The following is a 16476-nucleotide window of genomic DNA, read 5'->3' on the forward strand; positions in this document are numbered from 1 at the left end:
CGTGTTGTTGTGTCGTGGTTGTTCGCCCCACGTCGGAAGGAATGCGTCTGCGCGTCGTGCGTCCGCTGTGTCATGTGCGGGCTCGACCTGCGCATCCAGCTTGCCTTGGCGGCGCGATGGCACGTGAAGCTGGATTGCCGGGGTCAAGCCCGGCAATGACGCCGAGTATGGTGATGCGCTTGCGCTCATCTCCGCGACACGATGGTCCGCGCCGCTCATCGCATGAACTCCGGCGACGACAGGAACAGCGTGTTCCAGTCCTGCGGCGACACGGCCTGGTCGAGCGCGGCCACGGTGGTGGTGCTCAGGGTGTGGCGCAGGGTGTTGAAGTACAGCGCGTTCTGCAGCAGCGGGAATCCGGGCTGGTCGACGGCGTTGGCGCCCTCGGGCTTGAACAGGCCGGCGGAGCCGGAGCCGATCTGGCGCGCGACCTCGAAGCGCAGCATCATCTGTCCCGGGCCGTTCCAAGCTTCCGACGTCAGCGGATAGCCGTCCGGCGTCTGGTGATTGAACAGGCCCTCCGACAGGCGGTTGAGCCAGTTCTGAATCGGTCCGGTGTTCAGGATCGGCTTGCGGTCGTAGGCGAGGCGCACCGCCGACATCACATACTGCACCGGATCCTTGAACTTGGCGCCGGGCTTGAGCGAGGCGATGAACTCCGGCGCGTGCACCATGGTGGCGAGCACGGCGGCGATGTCGCCATCGGTCTTCTGGAAGGTCTGCGCCATGCGCTGCACCAGCGCCGGCGGTGGGGTGTCGCCGACGAAGTAGGTCGCGATCTTCTGCGACACGCGGGTGGCGGTCGCCGGATGGCGGCACAGGATGTCGAGGGCATCGTCGACCTCGGCGAGGCCGCGCCCCTTGATGGCGTGGCCGAGCAGCGTCTTGTCGCCGTAGTCGTGGCGCATCGGGTTGAATTCGAACAGGCCCTGGCGCACGAGCTGGGCGCGCAGCTCCGGCTTGACGTTGGGATCCTCCTGCTTCGGGTCGATGCCGACGCCGGTGAGGATATGGGCGAGCTGCTCGACATCCGCCTGGCTGTAGCCGGAGCCCACCCCCATGGTGTGCAGCTCCATGATCTCGCGGGCGTAGTTCTCGTTGATGTGGCCGGCGGCGTTGTCGGCGTTGTCGAGATAGCGCAGCATCGCGGGGTGATGCAGCGTGGCGCTCAGCAGATCGCGGAAATGCCCCAGCGCGTTCGGACGAATGGCGTTGTCGACGTAATCGCCGACCAGCACGCGCAGGTTCGCCTTGTAGAGGTGGACGTTGAAGTGATTGAACCAGAACCAGGTCATGCGCTCGCGCAACTGGTCGGGGGCATACAGCGCGCGCAGGATGGTGCGCGCCGCCGCCTGGCGGCCGCGGTCGTTCATCGCCTGCTGGAACGCCTGCTGCGCCGCCTTCTTCTGGTCGGGGTCGGTCATCTGGTTGGCGGTGCGGCTCTGCTGGTCGAACGCCAGCACGGTGTCGAACGGCAGTGTATGCACGTCCGGCATCGCCTCGATCTGCGCCTTGACCGCGTCCGGCATCGCCGGCTGCAGGCTGGCCGGCGGATGCAGTTGCTGGTCGAGCCACTGCTCGGCGCCCATCGACTGGAACTGGGCGGCGCTCGACGGCGTGATGCCGAAGGTCAGGCGATCGAGCAGCGTGACGTCGCGCACGCTCAGTTCGGCGGCGCTGGCGGCGGGCTGCGTGACGACCAGCGCGGCGGTGAGGAGGAGGCCGAGGCGGGTGACAGAGAGGCGGCGCGGTGTCGTCATGACGGATCTCGGACGGGACGGGTTGTGGGCGGCCCGCGGTGCGGTCCGCCATCGCGGGCCTGCCGAAGGCGATCATCGCGCGCGCTGCCGCGGGGACACCGGGCGGCGATGACCCGACGAACCGCGGCGTGGTGCAGCAAGGCCGGTGATCGTCGAAGCGGCGCTCATTCAAGGCGCGATCCGCTGAACAGTCTCTGAACGAAACCTGCGGGAATTGTGGCGCCGGCCGATTTAATCAAATTGTAATGTTGCTGGCGTCGGCGGCCTCACGTGCGACCGCATACGACTGCACGGCGTCGCGGACTGCGTCCGTGCGCGTGGTCTGTCGTTGGCGGCGCGGGCGAACGGCGGCGTCGCCCGCGCGCGGCGCTGCTACTCGATGACGACGGCGAGGCGTCCGATCAGCGAGGCGATTTCCGCAAGCCTTGCGTCATCGTGTTCGGCGATCGCCTGCGCGAGGCAGGTGATGCATTCATCGTCGCTGATCGAGGGCACAAGGCCGGGATCGATGAACGCCGGTGCGGACGTCGGGAGAGACAGCTGGACTTCCATGCGCGTGCTCCGTGAACGAATCACCCAGGAAGGATGGTTGCACGAGCTTAATGAAGGGTTGGCGACTCCCCTGCATCACAAATGCGCGCCGGTGCTGGCATGCCAGCAGAAATTAGCGGCAGCGGTTGCACCTTCGGCGGGCAGGCCTGGCATCAGAATGGACGAGCAATGACGCGGACAGCGCCGGGTCGCGGACATGGGGCGGCGGGAATCTCCAGCGCGCCGGATTGCATCGGCTGGGCTGAGATAATATAGGGGGGTACCCTATATGACGAGCGCCGGAAGGGCCGCATGACCGTTGCACGACGCCTCCTGCCGTTTGCGCTCGCGTGGCTCGCCGGCGCAGCGTCGGCGCATGCCCATGGCATCGCGGGCAATCGCTTCTTTCCGGGCACGCTGACCTTCGACGATCCGGCCGTGGCCGACGAGGCGGTGCTGCCGCTGGCGTCCAGCATCAGGCATCCGGGGGAGGGCGGCGACGTCACGGACAACCGCATCGCCTGGTCGTTCGTTCGTCTGCTGACCCCGACGGTCGCTTTCGCGGTCGACAGCGGTGCGGCGGCCCGCAACTGGAGCGTCGCCCGCCGCTCCGGTTTCGACACCACGAGCCTCACGCTCAAGAGCGAGGTGTTCCGCAGCGATCCCCACGAAATGCTGATCTCGGCCTCGCTCGGCTGGGGGATCGGGCGGTCCGGCGCGCTCGGGATCGGAGCCGGCGCGAGCGACACCCTCAAGCCCGGCCTTTTTTTCGGCAAGGGCTTTGGCGACCTGCCCGACCAGCTCGGCTGGTTGCGGCCGTTCGGAATCGCCGGCGGTGTCGTGCTCGAGCATCCGCTGTCCCGGACCTCGCCGGCGCTTGGCCTCGATCCGGCCACCGGCATGTTGGGGCGGACCATCGTCGGCAACGTCGACGTCCTGCGCTGGGGCTTTGCCGTGGAGTTCAGCACGCTCTACCTGACCAGCCGTTTCACCGGCGGACCTCCGAAGGAGGAGCCGCTCAATCAATGGGTGCCGCTGGTGGAGTTTGCATTCGACAGTCCGCGCGGACAGAAGACCGCGGCCACGGTCAATCCCGGCGTTTCCTATGTGGCGGTCACCTGGCAGGCGGCGGTCGAGGCCGTCATCCCGATGAACACGCAAGCCGGCCGCACCGTCGGCGCCCGCGCGCAGATGCTGTTCTTCCTCGATGACCTGATCCCGTCGCTGTTCGGCAAGCCGCTGCTCGTCGGCCGCTGACGCACCTGCGGAGCAGGGCGCGTGTGCTTTGATGGAATCGTAAACGCGCTCCAGCTTTTTGCTTTGACGCGTTTTCTTCACGCGAACCGGGGGGCCACTTCGCTCGAAAACGCTCTACCGGCGGTCGTAACCGGGGGCGACGGTGTTCTTCACCTGCACCAGCAGGGTGAAGATCCAGGCGAGCGCGTAGAGCCCGGACAGTCCCAGCGCGACACGGCGGTCCATGACCGTCAGGGTGCCCCAGAACCAGATGCGATAGATCCACAGGCCCGAGGTGGCGACGCCGAGCAGGCAGATGAGCAGCTTGAGGCCACGGTTGGTGGCGACGCCGAGCGCGCCGAACAGCAGCGTCGTCGGAACAAGGAACATCTGGCAGGCGGCGATCAGCGTTTCGTCCATGGGGGATCTCGAAGGTCCGAATCGCGCGGGAGTATAGCCGGCTTTATCCGCCGGCCAGGGCAGGGGCCGCGAGTTCCAGGACATGCGGTGCGAAGGCACCGCCGGCATGTTGACGAAATGGCCGTGCGACCGCACCTATCCTGTGAAGCTGAACGGGGAGGCCGGACTCGGGCCTGAACGGCGAATGACCGAGCCAATACCTTTCGATACTGCGGTGGCGCTGCGCCTGAAGGCGGTTGATGCCGCGCGCCGCGCGCGGGCGCGGCCGGTCGGCCCCGAGCGCAACGAATACCGCCAGCTGGCGCTCGCCTACAAGGCGCTGTCGGAGAACGAGGCCTGGCTGAGCGGCACACGCGCCCGCGTCCGCCAGCCCCAGGTCGTCACTCCACCCCACGACTGGCCGCCGCGGCGGGACGAGGAAGGCTAGTGCGAAATGAATGTCGCTTGTCCGTCGTCCTCAGGTGCGAGCCAACGGGTCCGCACGACGTGCGGCCTGATGACAGCTCCGCAAGCCTCGGGGGATGAACGGTCGGTTCCTCCCGAGCCTTGGCCGTCGCCCTTCGAGGTCCGCGCCTTGCAACCCAGGCGTCCCCGATCTGCTCCTGTCGCGCACGCAACGCGGCAAGGCCGGATTGCCGTACGCGGGGTGACGGATCCGTCGCAGCCTACCAGCCGTATTTCAGCTCGATGCCGAGATAGTCGCTGTCGTGGGCGCCGGCCTGGCGCAGGGTGTCACCGATGCGAAAGTCGACGAACTCGACCGCGCCGGTGAGATTGGCATTGAAGGCGTAGTCGGCCCGCAGTTGGGTATAGAAGCCCGACCACGGGCTGCCGCGCCCGGCCGTCCCGGCGATCGCGATGTTGGGCTGCACATAGACCGCATCCGCGGTGGTCTGGCGCCACTGCAGGCCCACCGCGCCCGTCAGCGTCAGGCGTTCGACCGGCTTGATGGTCAGCGACGGCTTGAGATGGATGAGGTTGGCGTAGCCGGTGAAGCCGGCGAGGGTGAAGTAGTAGCCGTTGGGGAACAGCGGATTGAAGGTGCCGAGCTTGCCGTCGCCGGGATGGCCGTCGCCGGAGGCGGCGTCGGCCTGCAGGCCGATGCGCGGCGTCCAGCCCAGACCGCTGAAAGTGTAGCCGGTGCGTGCGCCGAGGCCCCAGGCGCGGATGTTGCTGGCGCCGACCTCGCCGGTCTGGCCCATCGCCTCGATGTCCCAGTCGAGGCCGTCGTGCTTGCCGGCAAAGCGGATGTCGAAGGCATGGCGGCGCTCGTCGCCGCGCGCATCGAGATAGCTGACATTGTCGCGCTGGTAGAGCGCGTAGTAGGCCGACAGCTCGTTGTTGCCGAGCACGTGGCGCTCGACGCGGAAGGTCGAGAAGCGGAAGTGGTCGTTGGAGACGTCGTCGAACGGCGCGCCGTTGTTGTACTGCACCGGACGGCTGACGAAACCGAGCACGCGCCATGGCCCGCTCTCCCAGTCGGCCCACACCGCGTCGAACGACTGGCGCACGTTGGGACCGTCGCGCGACGACACGAACCGCTGCAGGTCGAAGGCGAAGTCCTGGCGGCCGACGCGCGCCTTGAAGGTGCCGTCGCCGAAGGTCTGGGTGTAGGCGACGAAGGCGAGGCGCAGGTCGAGCGGATTCTGGTCGACCGGCGTGATGACATTCTTGCCGAACGCGCGGGCGTCCTCGATCTGGGTGAAGATCTGCCAGTTCTCGTTGAGATGGATGTCGGCATGGAACTGCAGGCGCTGCAGCAGGTAGCTGTCGGGCGCCGTGGCCTTCGTGCCGAAGTTCGCGGCGTTGAGCGTCTCGAAGCGCTCGCGCAGGTTCATGCCGAACGACACGTAGCTGTGCGGATCGCCGGGGATCAGCGGGATGTATTTGAGGCCGTCGAACGGCTGGGTGCGGAGCGAGGGATCGGCGAGCACCGACCAGTCCTCCTCCCAGCGGTTGCTCTGGATCGCGGGCCGCTGCGGCGTCTTCGCAGCCGCGTCATCGGCGCGGGCGTGATGCGGCGCGAGCGCGCAGAGCACGCCCGCGGCAAGGCTGGCGATGGCGAGCCGCGTGGCGGATGATCGCCGCGGCGTGTGACGCGATTGTTGTCTGTTTGCCCCGCTGCCCATCGTGATCGTTCTACTACAGGGCTGACCGTGCCGCTGTGTCTGCCGCGCCACGATCGATCCTCTTCATCCTGAGGAGGCGCATCGCGCCGTCTCGAAGGATGAGGCCCCGGCATCGCGGATCGCCGCGGCGCCGGGGCCTCATGGTTCGAGACGCGCAGCGGTGCTGCGCTCCTCACCATGAGGAGAAGGACGGGCTGCGGCGGGCCCATCCTTGTCGTTCACGATGCGGCTACTTCACCGCCGCGTGGATCTCGGCGACGTAGCCGCCGGGAAACTGCACCACGGCGGCCTGGCGGTGGTCGGCGGTGTACGGTTCGACCAGCACGGTGACGCCGGCGGCCCTGGCCTTGTCGAGCGTCTCGGCGAGGTTGGTGACCTCATAGCCGGTCATCTCGCGGCCGTAGGGGTAGGGCAGGTGGCCGTCGGTTGAGAGCACCGTGAACTTGCCGAACGCCGCTTCAAGGCGGATGCGGCGATAGGTGTCCTTGGGACGGCCGATCTCGGCGCCCGGCGCGCGGGCATCGTCGGACACCACCTTGGCGTGGGCGAAGCGCTGGAAGCTGCGCACGAAGGCATCGGCGCGCTCGCGCGAGACGTAGATGCGGTTCTCCGGCACGGTCTGAAACGCGGCGTAGTCCGGCTTGGTGGTGTGCCAGTACAACTGCATGTTGACCCCGCCCGGCCACTGCACCACGACGTCGCGGCCGATCGGATCGGGGAAGGTCTCGACGATGACGTCGGCGCCGGCGGCGCGCGCCGATTTCACGGCGGCGTCGATGTCGCTGACGAGGTAGCCGTTGCGCTCAGCGCCGAACGGGGTGGGGATCGGCGTCTTGAAGCCGAACAGCGACACGGTGCCGACCGGCGTCTGCAGCAGCTGCGACGTCGTGCTGCTCGGTGTCGGCGTCACCGTGGCGACGACCTGCTTGGTGCTCTGGCCGCCGAAGGTGGCGAGGAAGCTCGCGACAAAACGGTCGAGGTCGCTTGGGGCGACATAGACATGGGTGGTGCCGTATTGCGGCGCGACGGCAAGGGACGGCGCCGCGGCCGGGCGGGCCTGCGCGGCGGTGAGGCTGCCGGCGACGAGGGCGGCGGCGAGGACGGGAATCAGACGCATGATGCAAACGCTCCGGGTGGGGAATGGTCAGGATGAACGGGAGGGGGAAGCGGTCCGGCAGGCCAGCACCGCCACGAGGACGAAGCCGCCGATCAGGCCGAGATGTTCGAAGAAGGCGTTGAAGGCGGCGAAACGTGCTGCCCCCTCCAGCGCCCAGAAGCGGTTGGCGGTGAGCATCGCGACGGCGGTCAGGACGCCGAGCCCGCCGGCGCCGAGCCACACCAGGCGGCCGGAGATCACGAGCACCGAGCCAACAAGCTCGACCGCGATGGCGAGCGAGGCCCACAACCAGCCCGGGGTGAGGCCGAAGTGTTCCTGCTCAGCCACCGCGGCCGAGAAGTCCGCGAGCTTGGTGATGCCGCCGATCAGGTACGCCGAGGCCAGCGCGACACGCGCCACCACCGGCGTGCCGCGCCAGCGCAGGATCGCATCGACGAACCGCGGGGTCATGTCGGAGGCCTGCGGCATCTCACACCGCCCAGCAGGCGCAGCCGAGCGCGCCCCAGAACGACTTGAGATCGGCGACCGGCAGCTTGCTCGACCACGCGGTGGCGTGGGCGTGGCCGTGCACGTTGCAGGAATTGGCGCAGCCGCACATCTGTGCCGCCTTCATCTGCAGGGTGTTGCCCTGCTGCCGCTCGCCCCAGGCGCCATAGCCGCCGAAGGTGCGCACCGGCGACCAGTCCGGCATCGCCGGCGGCACCGGATTGTCGTCGAGCTTGCTGAACGTGCCCGCGCCATAGACGATGCGGCCGCCGACCACGGTGAGATCCGCGGCGATGTCGGCGATCTCGGCTTCCGCACACGCGAAGTAGTCGCGGTCGGGCACGATGAGGTCGGCGAACTGGCCGACCTGGATGCGGCCCTTCTTGCCTTCTTCATTGGAGAACCAGGTGACGTTCTCCGTCCACATCCGCAGCGCGGTCTCGCGGTCGAGGCAGTTGTGCTGCGGCGTGATGCGCAGGCCGCCGACGGTCTTGCCGGTGACCAGCCACGCCAGCGCCACCCACGGATTGTAGGACGCGACACGGGTGGCGTCGGTGCCGGCGGAGGTCTTGACGCCCTTGTCGAGGATCTTCTTCACCGGCGGCGTCGCTTCCGCAGCGCCAAAGCCGTAGCGCTCGACGAAGTACTCGCCCTGATAGGCCATGCGGTGCTGCACGGCGATGCCGCCGCCGAGCGCGGCGATGCGGTCGATCGACTGGTCCGAGATGGTCTCGGCATGGTCGAAGAACCAGTTGAGGCCTTCGAGCGGGGTGTCCTGGTTGACCTTCTCGAACACGTCGAGTGCCCGCGAGATGGTCTCGTCATAGGTGGCGTGCATCCGCCACGGCCAGCGGTTCTGCACCAGCACGCGCACGACATCCTCGAGCTCGCCCTCCATCTCCGGCGGCATGTCGGGACGGGCGACGCGGAAATCCTCGAAGTCGGCGGCGGAGAACACCAGCATTTCGCCGGCGCCGTTGTGGCGGAAGTAGTCGGTACCCTGCTTGTATGTCGAGGTCTTCGCCCAGTTCAGGAAGTCCTCCTTCTCGCCCTTGGGCTTCTGGGTAAAGAGATTGTAGGCAAGGCGGATGGTGAGCTGTCCTTCGTCGGACAGCTTCTGGATCACCGCATAGTCGTCGGGATAGTTCTGGTAGCCGCCACCGGCGTCGATCGCGCCGGTGACGCCGAGGCGGTTGAGCTCGCGCATGAAGTGCCGCGTCGAATTCACCTGATAGTCGAACGGCAGCTTCGGGCCCTTGGCCAGCGTCGCATAGAGAATGTTGGCGTTGGGTTTGGCGAGCAAAAGACCCGTCGGGTTGCCGTTGGCATCGCGGGTGATCTCGCCGCCAGGAGGCTCCGGCGTGTCCTTGGTGTAACCCACCGCGCGCAGCGCCGCGCCGTTGAGGATGGCGCGGTCATAGAGATGCAGCAGGAACACCGGCGTGTCCGGCGCCACCGCATTGAGTTCGTCGATGGTCGGCAGGCGCTTCTCGGCAAACTGATGCTCGGTGAAGCCGCCGACGACGCGCACCCACTGCGGCGGCGGCGTGATCGCCACCTGCCGCTTGAGCATGTTCATGGCGTCGGCGAGCGAGCGCACGCCGTCCCAGCGCAGCTCCATGTTGAAGTTGAGACCCCCGCGGATGATGTGCAGGTGATTGTCGATCAGTCCCGGCAGCACGCGCTTGCCATGGAGGTCGATGATTTTGGTCTGCGGACCGGCTGTCGGCATGATCTCGTGGTCGGTGCCGACCGCTGTGAACACACCATCGGTGATGGCGACCGCGCTGGCGGTCGGGTTGCTGCGGTCGAGGGTGGTGAACAGGCCACGGTGCAGGATGAGGTCGGGCGCGCGGGTGGTCATGAGCGGGTCTCCGCGGAACGGGTGGACGAAGCGGTGGTGGTGTCGGTGTGGCGTCCGGGCAGGTGTCCGAACAGGTGGCTCGAGCATTTGGCCTGCTGCCAGGCCGCGGCGAGCGCCTCGCCGCCGATCATCTGCTTGGCGACGGGGATGACCTGTTCGCCGATCAGGATGCCGGCGAGGCCGACAAGCGCGATCAGCGGCGGCGCCGGCGAACGCACATTGATGAGGCTGTAGATGACGCCGACCAGGAGGCCGGCGCCGAGCGAGAGCAGGTAGGGTTTCATCGGGGGGGACCTCCGCTGCGGCGTGGTGTTTGCGGCGTGTATACCACCCTCATGGTGAGGAGCGGCCGCAAGGCCGCGTCTCGAACCATGAGGCGTGGGCGCCCCGGCCTCATCCTTCGAGACGCCCGCGATGCGGGCTCCTCAGGATGAGGGGAGGGGCGGTGCGTGTGACGAGCACGGCCGTGAGGCTTCACGTGTAGCGGTGCACTGACCGCTCGGTGCAAGCGGCACTGTGCTGCATCAACCCTCATGGTGAGGAGCGGCCGCAAGGCCGCGTCTCGAACCATGAGGCCCGAGGCGTCCCGGCCTCATCCTTCGAGACGCCCACGATGCGGGCTCCTCAGGATGAGGAGAGAGACGTCTCGGGAGCGCAGGCGCTCAGTGCCCTTCCGACGCGCCGAACATCGACTTGGCGTAGGTGATGCCGAGGCCGTAGGCGCCGCCGTACTGCCGGGCGATGCCGGTGGTCATGTCGTAGGTGCCGGTGCGGGCCCAGTCGCGCTGCAGCTCGAGCAGATATTGCAGCGAGGTCATCGGCCGCACGCCGGCCTGCACCATGCGCTCTACCGCGCGCTCGTGGGCCTCATCCGAGACGTCGCCGCAGGCGTCGGTGATGGCGTAGACCTCAAAACCCTGGTCGAGCGCCGACAGCGTCGGGCCGACGATGCACACCGAGGTCCACAGGCCGGCGAAGACGAGGCGGGTCTTGCCGATGCGGTTGACCTCCTTGATCACGGCCTCGTCTTCCCAGGTGTTCATCGAGGTGCGGTCGAGCAGCTTCTGGCCCGGAAACGCGTCGGTGATCTCGCTGAACATCGGGCCGGAGAAGCTTTTCTCCGCGACGGTGGTGAGAATGGTCGGCACCTTGAAGCCGGCGGCGGCGCGCGAGATCAGCGCGGCGTTGTTGCGCAGCGCGACCGCGTCGATCGACTTGGTGGCGAACGACATCTGCGACTGGAAGTCGATGAGGATCAGGGCGTGGTCGGTCGGCGAAATCAGCTTGGAGCCGGGGGTCGCGGTGGCGGTGATCGGCATGGTCTTGGTCCTCTTGGTGATGGCGACGTCGTGTCGGTGCGTCGGTAGGTGAGATATCCCAGATAGCTTATTTGAAGACAATTGAGCTATTTATGGCATCACTGTCTACAAATTGACGACAATCAGGGCGGAGCTCCGCCTGAAGCCGTCTCGCCCGCCGGCCCGGGACCAGGCGGCGGGCGATCGTGCGGCGGAGGCTCAGCCCTTGATGAAGGCGAGAAGGTCGGCGTTGATGGTCTCGTGCTCTGTCGTCGGCATGCCGTGCGGGAAGCCCTTGTAGGTCTTCAGCGTGCCGTTCTTCAGCAGCTTGGCGGACAGCGGTCCGGAGTCGGCATAGGGCACGATCTGGTCGTCGTCGCCATGCATCACCAGCACCGGCACGTTGATCTTCTTCAGGTCCTCGGTGAAGTCGGTCTGCGAGAACGCGACGATGCCGTCATAGTGCGCCTTGGCGCCGCCCATCATGCCCTGGCGCCACCAGTTCCAGACGATCGCCTCGGACTTCTTGGCGCCGGGCCGGTTGAAGCCGTAGAACGGCCCTGCCGGCAGGTCGTAATAGAACTGGCTGCGGTTGGTGGCGACCTGCGCCTGCAGGCCGTCGAACACCTCTTTCGGCAGGCCGCCCGGATTGGCTTCGGTCTTGACCATCAGCGGCGGCACGGCGGCGATGATCGCGGCCTTGGCGACGCGGCTTTCGCCGTGGCGGGCAATGTAGTGCACGACCTCGCCGCCGCCGGTGGAATGGCCGACATGCACGGCGTTCTTGAGGTCGAGATGCGCGGTCAGCGCCGCGAGATCGTCGGCGTAGTGGTCCATGTCGTGGCCGTCGGCGACCTGGCTCGAGCGCCCATGGCCGCGGCGGTCATGGGCGATGACGCGAAAACCCTTGCCGAGGAAGAACATCATCTGGGCGTCCCAGTCGTCCGACGACAGCGGCCAGCCATGGCTGAACACAATCGGCTGTCCAGCGCCCCAATCCTTGTAGAAGATTTCGACGCCGTCTTTGGTCTTGATGCTGGACATGTCACACTCTCCCGAAACCGCCCACCGTTGGGCGGAATCCCTCGCGGGCGTCACCATAAGTGGCCGACGCGACCGCTTCTTGAACAAAAGACAACCGATTTTTACTTTTGACGCGCCGCGGTGCGGGCGGGCTGATGGTCAGCGCCACTGACCTGGCGGCGCAGATCCTGCGTTGCAGCGCGGCAAGCTTCCGCCGTGTCCTCTTTTGTCGTTTTGTCGCCTGCGATGGGCGTGTTGAGGAAAAGGTAGACTGCGCCGGGCGACCAGACAATGGCGGCGAAGTGCCACCGGACTGGCGCTGGGGAGCCAGCGAATGGGTCCACGGGGCCAATGTTCGGCGGCCGGGAATGCGCTAGCATGACCGATGACGGGTGGCGATCGCGTGTCATTTGTTCAAGCCGTGCGCGCGGGGGAACTGCTAGGCTCGGACGCGCAGCGCCGGGCGGCTGCGCGCCACTGGTCCGGGACCTGTGTCGGGATTTGCGGACGACGACCATACTTCGGGGGTAATGACCATGCTTCTCCAGCTTCATGTGGCCTTGAGCCTGATCGGGATCCTGACGGGTCTCGTGGTGCTGTTCGATCTTCTGCAGGGGCGGCTGCGCAGCAGCTGGACTGCGGTCTTCCTCGCCACCACGGTGCTGACCAGTGTGACCGGCTTTCCGCTGCCGCCGTTCGGTTTCGATCCGCCGCGCGCGGTCGGCGTGCTGTCGCTGGTGCTGCTGGCGCTGGCGTTGGCCGGCCTTTACGTCTTCCATCTCGCCGGCATCTGGCGGCGGGTCTATGTGATCACCGCCATCGCGGCGCTCTATCTCAACGTGTTCGTCGCCGTGGCGCAGTCGTTCCAGAAAATCCCGGCGCTGAACGCGCTGGCGCCCACCCAGTCCGAGCCGCCGTTCGCGGTGGCGCAGGTCGTGGTGCTGGCGATCTTCGTCGTGCTGGGCTGGCGCGCGGTGCGCGCGTTCAACGGTGCGCCGGCGCTGCAGTCCGCTGGCTGAACCGCGGCGATCGAAGCGGCTTCAGGCCAGCCGGCGTCCCACGGCGGCATCGTCTTGCACGCGCCGCCACGCGGCCGGGCTCGCCCCGGCATGGGCGCTGAACACGCGGGTGAAATGGCTCTGGTCGGCGAAGCCACAGCGGATCGCGATGTCGACCAGCGGCAGCTTGGTGTCGCGCAGCAGCGCTTTCGCGCTCTCGATCCGGTAGCGCTGCAGCCAGCGGTGCGGCGTGACGCCGGTCGTCGTCTTGAACGCCTTGGTGAAGTACTGCCGCGACAGGCCGCATTCGCGGGCGACGTCGGCGAGCAGCAGGTCGCCGCTGCAGTTATCGGCGAGCAGTTCCTCGGCCCGGCGCAACTGCGCGGCGCTCAAGCCGCCCTTTGTCTCCGTGCGCGCGGCCGGCGCGTCGCCATACTTGCCGGCGAGGTAGGCGCAGATCGCCAGCGTGACATGGTCGACGAACAGCGCATTGGCCTCGTGCGGGCGCTCGAACGCCGGCCGCAGCGCTGCGGCAAGATGGGCCAGCACGGGATCGACGATGCCGGGCGTGCAGGCGAGGTTGCCGATCCGCCGCATGCCGGCGTCGGCGGTGAAGGCGTCGAGCGCGCTGCGCGGGATATGGAAGTTCATCGATTCGTGCGGATGGGTGATGCGCGCCGAAAATTCGCCGGCGAGGTTGACGATGCGCATCGCATTGGCCGCGTAGCCCTGCATGAACAGCGGCCGGCCGCCGCTCCACAACTCGTGGTAGGGCAGGCGTGTCAGGTAGAGCGCGACGATGAAGGTGTCTTCCGGCGGGATCTGCGGCGTCATGCCGAGCTGGCGCTCGCCGCAGGAGATGCGCGTCGCGGCGATGGCCGACTTGCGCAGCGCCCGGGCGGTCAGCGACGGCGCGTCCTGCAACCCCAGGCTGCGCGCCACCGCATCGCCAAAGAAACGTCGTTCAGTCATCGCGCCCCATCCGTTGTTCCTCGGCAGAGCAGATATAAGCGCGATGGCCGAAATGCGCCACCGTTCAGGCGGCGGTGAAGAATGCCTGCACCTCGGTCGCGAACATCACCGGAACTTCCTGCATCGGATAGTGGCCGCAATTGTCGATGACCTTGAGCGTGGCGTTGGGATAGTCGGCGAGATAGGTCGCGGCCATCGCCTCCCTGGTCAGCGCGGCATCGTGGGCGCCGACCATCACCAGCATGGGTTGTGACAGACCGCGCGCGGCGTCGGCAAAGCCGCCGGCACGCCACGCCTGGAAGTAGGCGGCGAAAGCGGTCTTGTCGGACCGTGCCTGCGACTGCTCGGCGATGTGGCGCGTCCAGGCCGGCGACAGGCGATTGCCGGTGGAGAAATCGATGATGCCCTGGCGGGCGGCGAAGTTGTCCGCCGCGCTCTCGAACAACTGCCGTCCGGCGTCGTCGAACGGCACGCCGGCGGCCGGCACCGGCGTCGCCGCCAGCACCCGCGTGACGCGCTCGCGCGCGGCGAGCGTGGTGCGCAGCGCCGCGGCGCCGCCCATCGAGTGGCCGAGCAGGCCGAAGCGCTGCCAGCCGAGCGCGTCCGCCAGCGCGACCGCGTCGTGCGCAATTTCGGCAAGCGTGTACTCGCCGCCGATGTGGCGCGACCGGCCGTAGCCGCGGTAGTCCATGAACGCCAGCGTCAGCGCCTCCGGATCGAGCGCCGGCAGCATCGGATCGAAGACGCTGGAATCGCCGAACCAGCCGTGCAGCACGATCGCCTTGCTCGCGCCGCGACCGAAAACCGTGTGTCCGATCATGTCCAATCCCCCCGGTCGTTGTTGTCGCTGTTGCAGGATGTCCCCACCCGGAGCGTTGTCCGGCGCGGCCATCATGAACGGATTTGAAGGGCGCGCAATGCTCCCTATATGCAACGTCACCGCGTGCGATGCGGCGCGCCTGCGCCCGGTCCTGTCGGAAATTTAAGTTGCCGCAACGTTTTCGGCGGCCCTAGGTTTGCCGACGAGGCATGAGGGGAGGGGAATGAGCCTGGCTGGGAAAGCCCGTGCAGCAATCACCGGCGCGTGCCTTGCCGCGACGCTGGCCGGCTGCGGCTATGTCGATCCCGGCGTCACGTTCGTTCCCGAGCGCTTCCGCCAGCCCTCGCCCACGGCGAGCCTCGATCCCGAGCCCGATGTGAAGAAGCTGGTTGCCGACAATCTCCAGCTGGTGTTCGCCGCCCATCCGACCAACGTGCGCGTCGGGCCGCCCCATCGCGAGGGCATGCACTGGCAGGCCTGCGTCACCGCCCTGGTGCCCGGCGCCGGTGGCGCGCCGCTGGAGGTGCGTCTGCTGGTGTCGATTGAGCAGGGCAAGGTCGGCGATCGCACACGTGTCACTGCGGAACACTGGTGCGCCGCCGATGCGCTGGAGCCGATCTGAGCGCTGCGCGAGACGCGCGCTGCGATGCGCGCGGACGTTGCAGTGTCGCGGCCGTGCCGTGTCCGCATGTGTCCCTGTCGCAAATGTGTCACCCGCCGCCTATAGTTGACGGTCCCGAGCGCCGGCGGGGGCCGGTCGACCTCAACGACTCTGGCAAGGCGGATGTTGCGATGACCAACCTGAAAACGATTCTGTACGCCGCGTGCGTCGCGCTGACATTCTCGGTGATGTCGGCGCTGGCGCCGCAGCCGGCGAACGCCGCCGACGTCATCTGCTACAATTGCCCGCCCGAGTGGGCCGACTGGGCCTCGATGCTCAAGGCGATCAAGGCCGATCTCGGCTACGACATCCCGCACGACAACAAGAACTCCGGCCAGGCGCTGGCGCAGATCATCGCCGAGAAGGCGAACCCTGTCGGCGATATCGGCTATTTCGGCGTCACCTTCGGCATGAAGGCGAAATCGCAGGACGCGCTGGAGCCCTACAAGCCCGCGCACTGGGACGAGGTCGCCGCCGGTCTCAAGGATCCCGACGGATACTGGACCACGATCCACTCCGGCACGCTCGGCCTGTTCGTCAACAAGGACGCGCTCGGCGGCAAGCCGGTGCCGGCGTGCTGGAAGGACCTGCTCAAGCCCGACTACAAGGGCATGGTCGGCTATCTCGATCCGTCGTCTGCTGCGGTCGGCTATGTCGGCGCGGTCGCGGTCAATCTCGCGCTTGGCGGCTCGGCCAGCGATTTCTCGCCGGCGATCGATTTCTTCAAGGCGCTGGCTCAGAACCAGCCGATCGTGCCCAAGCAGACGTCGTACGCCCGCGTCGTCTCCGGCGAGATGCCGATCCTGTTCGACTACGACTTCAACGCCTACCGCGCCAAGTATTCCGAGAAGGGCAACTTCGAGTTCGTCATTCCCTGCGAGGGCTCGGTGGTGTTTCCCTATGTCGTCGGCCTCGTGAAGAACGCGCCCGACAAGGACAAGGCGAAGAAGGTCATCGACTATCTGCTGTCCGACAAGGGCCAGGCGATCTGGACCAACGCGTATCTGCGCCCGGCCCGCGCCATCGACCTGCCGGCGGCCGTGAAGAGCAAGTTCCTGCCCGACACCGACTACGCCCGCGCCAAGACCGTCGACTGGGGCCAGATGGAAAGCGCCCAGAAGGGCTTCGTGGAGCGGTATCTCGCCGAGGTGCGGTGAGGGG

17 protein-coding genes are annotated in these 16476 nt (G+C 67.3%); 5 read left to right on the plus strand and 12 right to left on the minus strand.

Annotated elements, in window-relative coordinates:
• Positions 1 to 215 precede the first annotated feature (215 nt).
• Both JQ639_RS28180 and JQ639_RS28185 read right to left on the minus strand, forming a co-directional pair.
• Positions 216 to 1760: a DUF1800 domain-containing protein gene (locus tag JQ639_RS28180; protein ID WP_211962648.1), complete on the minus strand. Its 1545-nt coding sequence runs from the start codon at positions 1758 to 1760 to the stop codon at positions 216 to 218.
• A gap of 372 nt (positions 1761 to 2132) precedes the next feature.
• Positions 2133 to 2312 (minus strand): hypothetical protein, encoded by a 180-nt coding sequence (locus JQ639_RS28185; RefSeq protein WP_211962650.1) that lies wholly within the window; start codon positions 2310 to 2312, stop codon positions 2133 to 2135.
• 291 nt (positions 2313 to 2603) lie between these two features.
• On the opposite strand from JQ639_RS28185, the gene JQ639_RS28190 reads away from it, so the two are divergent.
• Complete coding sequence (locus JQ639_RS28190; protein WP_211962652.1) at positions 2604 to 3548, plus strand: hypothetical protein; 945 nt, start codon at positions 2604 to 2606, stop codon at positions 3546 to 3548.
• 114 nt (positions 3549 to 3662) lie between these two features.
• Here the strand turns inward: JQ639_RS28190 and JQ639_RS28195 are convergent, their stop codons facing one another.
• Positions 3663 to 3947 (minus strand): hypothetical protein, encoded by a 285-nt coding sequence (locus tag JQ639_RS28195; protein ID WP_211962654.1) that lies wholly within the window; start codon positions 3945 to 3947, stop codon positions 3663 to 3665.
• Positions 3948 to 4131: 184 nt separating this feature from the next.
• Between JQ639_RS28195 and JQ639_RS28200 the strand changes: the two genes are divergently transcribed.
• Positions 4132 to 4374 carry a hypothetical protein gene (locus JQ639_RS28200; protein ID WP_211962656.1) on the plus strand — a complete coding sequence of 81 codons (243 nt, stop codon included), beginning with the start codon at positions 4132 to 4134 and terminating at the stop codon, positions 4372 to 4374.
• 238 nt (positions 4375 to 4612) lie between these two features.
• Here the strand turns inward: JQ639_RS28200 and JQ639_RS28205 are convergent, their stop codons facing one another.
• From JQ639_RS28205 to JQ639_RS28235, 7 genes are all read right to left on the minus strand, one after another.
• A complete protein-coding gene (locus tag JQ639_RS28205) occupies positions 4613 to 6076 on the minus strand; it encodes an alginate export family protein (protein ID WP_211962657.1) in 1464 nt (487 codons plus the stop codon).
• 229 nt (positions 6077 to 6305) lie between these two features.
• A complete protein-coding gene (locus JQ639_RS28210) occupies positions 6306 to 7193 on the minus strand; it encodes a VOC family protein (protein ID WP_211962658.1) in 888 nt (295 codons plus the stop codon).
• 27 nt (positions 7194 to 7220) lie between these two features.
• Positions 7221 to 7661 carry a DoxX family protein gene (locus tag JQ639_RS28215; protein ID WP_211962659.1) on the minus strand — a complete coding sequence of 147 codons (441 nt, stop codon included), beginning with the start codon at positions 7659 to 7661 and terminating at the stop codon, positions 7221 to 7223.
• Position 7662: 1 nt separating this feature from the next.
• Positions 7663 to 9543 (minus strand): amidohydrolase, encoded by a 1881-nt coding sequence (locus tag JQ639_RS28220; RefSeq protein ID WP_249122825.1) that lies wholly within the window; start codon positions 9541 to 9543, stop codon positions 7663 to 7665.
• A complete protein-coding gene (locus tag JQ639_RS28225) occupies positions 9540 to 9827 on the minus strand; it encodes a XapX domain-containing protein (RefSeq protein WP_211962661.1) in 288 nt (95 codons plus the stop codon). The genes JQ639_RS28220 and JQ639_RS28225 overlap by 4 nt, the downstream gene beginning before the upstream one ends.
• A 378-nt stretch (positions 9828 to 10205) precedes the next feature.
• Positions 10206 to 10856, minus strand: a complete 651-nt coding sequence (locus tag JQ639_RS28230) for a hydrolase (protein WP_371745020.1) — start codon at positions 10854 to 10856, stop codon at positions 10206 to 10208.
• Positions 10857 to 11060: 204 nt separating this feature from the next.
• On the minus strand, positions 11061 to 11885 hold the full coding sequence (locus JQ639_RS28235) for an alpha/beta fold hydrolase (RefSeq protein WP_211962664.1): 825 nt from the start codon (positions 11883 to 11885) through the stop codon (positions 11061 to 11063).
• A gap of 515 nt (positions 11886 to 12400) precedes the next feature.
• Here JQ639_RS28235 and JQ639_RS28240 point away from each other — a divergent pair.
• A complete protein-coding gene (locus tag JQ639_RS28240) occupies positions 12401 to 12883 on the plus strand; it encodes a hypothetical protein (protein ID WP_249122826.1) in 483 nt (160 codons plus the stop codon).
• Positions 12884 to 12904: 21 nt separating this feature from the next.
• Here the strand turns inward: JQ639_RS28240 and JQ639_RS28245 are convergent, their stop codons facing one another.
• On the minus strand, positions 12905 to 13834 hold the full coding sequence (locus JQ639_RS28245; RefSeq protein WP_211962668.1) for a helix-turn-helix transcriptional regulator: 930 nt from the start codon (positions 13832 to 13834) through the stop codon (positions 12905 to 12907).
• A 64-nt stretch (positions 13835 to 13898) separates the two neighbouring features.
• A complete protein-coding gene (locus tag JQ639_RS28250) occupies positions 13899 to 14654 on the minus strand; it encodes an alpha/beta fold hydrolase (RefSeq protein WP_211962670.1) in 756 nt (251 codons plus the stop codon).
• A 223-nt stretch (positions 14655 to 14877) separates the two neighbouring features.
• On the opposite strand from JQ639_RS28250, the gene JQ639_RS28255 reads away from it, so the two are divergent.
• Positions 14878 to 15276, plus strand: coding sequence for a hypothetical protein (locus JQ639_RS28255; RefSeq protein WP_211962672.1), 399 nt, complete (start codon positions 14878 to 14880; stop codon positions 15274 to 15276).
• A 227-nt stretch (positions 15277 to 15503) separates the two neighbouring features.
• Positions 15504 to 16472 carry an ABC transporter substrate-binding protein gene (locus JQ639_RS28260; RefSeq protein ID WP_211964895.1) on the plus strand — a complete coding sequence of 323 codons (969 nt, stop codon included), beginning with the start codon at positions 15504 to 15506 and terminating at the stop codon, positions 16470 to 16472.
• The last annotated feature ends 4 nt before the right edge of the window (positions 16473 to 16476 follow it).

It is taken from the genome of Bradyrhizobium sp. U87765 SZCCT0048 (genome assembly GCF_018131225.1).
In the GTDB taxonomy this organism is placed as follows: domain Bacteria; phylum Pseudomonadota; class Alphaproteobacteria; order Rhizobiales; family Xanthobacteraceae; genus Bradyrhizobium_A.

Excerpts from the sequence above, each read along its gene's own strand:
- JQ639_RS28180 (WP_211962648.1), bottom strand. The coding sequence starts at position 1,760 with ATGACGACACCGCGCCGCCTCTCTGTCACCCGCCTCGGCCTCCTCCTC.
- JQ639_RS28185 (WP_211962650.1), bottom strand. The coding sequence starts at position 2,312 with ATGGAAGTCCAGCTGTCTCTCCCGACGTCCGCACCGGCGTTCATCGAT.
- JQ639_RS28190 (WP_211962652.1), top strand. The coding sequence starts at position 2,604 with ATGACCGTTGCACGACGCCTCCTGCCGTTTGCGCTCGCGTGGCTCGCC.
- JQ639_RS28195 (WP_211962654.1), bottom strand. The coding sequence starts at position 3,947 with ATGGACGAAACGCTGATCGCCGCCTGCCAGATGTTCCTTGTTCCGACG.
- JQ639_RS28200 (WP_211962656.1), top strand. The coding sequence starts at position 4,132 with ATGACCGAGCCAATACCTTTCGATACTGCGGTGGCGCTGCGCCTGAAG.
- JQ639_RS28205 (WP_211962657.1), bottom strand. The coding sequence starts at position 6,076 with ATGGGCAGCGGGGCAAACAGACAACAATCGCGTCACACGCCGCGGCGA.
- JQ639_RS28210 (WP_211962658.1), bottom strand. The coding sequence starts at position 7,193 with ATGCGTCTGATTCCCGTCCTCGCCGCCGCCCTCGTCGCCGGCAGCCTC.
- JQ639_RS28215 (WP_211962659.1), bottom strand. The coding sequence starts at position 7,661 with ATGCCGCAGGCCTCCGACATGACCCCGCGGTTCGTCGATGCGATCCTG.
- JQ639_RS28220 (WP_249122825.1), bottom strand. The coding sequence starts at position 9,543 with ATGACCACCCGCGCGCCCGACCTCATCCTGCACCGTGGCCTGTTCACC.
- JQ639_RS28225 (WP_211962661.1), bottom strand. The coding sequence starts at position 9,827 with ATGAAACCCTACCTGCTCTCGCTCGGCGCCGGCCTCCTGGTCGGCGTC.
- JQ639_RS28235 (WP_211962664.1), bottom strand. The coding sequence starts at position 11,885 with ATGTCCAGCATCAAGACCAAAGACGGCGTCGAAATCTTCTACAAGGAT.
- JQ639_RS28240 (WP_249122826.1), top strand. The coding sequence starts at position 12,401 with ATGCTTCTCCAGCTTCATGTGGCCTTGAGCCTGATCGGGATCCTGACG.
- JQ639_RS28245 (WP_211962668.1), bottom strand. The coding sequence starts at position 13,834 with ATGACTGAACGACGTTTCTTTGGCGATGCGGTGGCGCGCAGCCTGGGG.
- JQ639_RS28250 (WP_211962670.1), bottom strand. The coding sequence starts at position 14,654 with ATGATCGGACACACGGTTTTCGGTCGCGGCGCGAGCAAGGCGATCGTG.
- JQ639_RS28255 (WP_211962672.1), top strand. The coding sequence starts at position 14,878 with ATGAGCCTGGCTGGGAAAGCCCGTGCAGCAATCACCGGCGCGTGCCTT.
- JQ639_RS28260 (WP_211964895.1), top strand. The coding sequence starts at position 15,504 with ATGTCGGCGCTGGCGCCGCAGCCGGCGAACGCCGCCGACGTCATCTGC.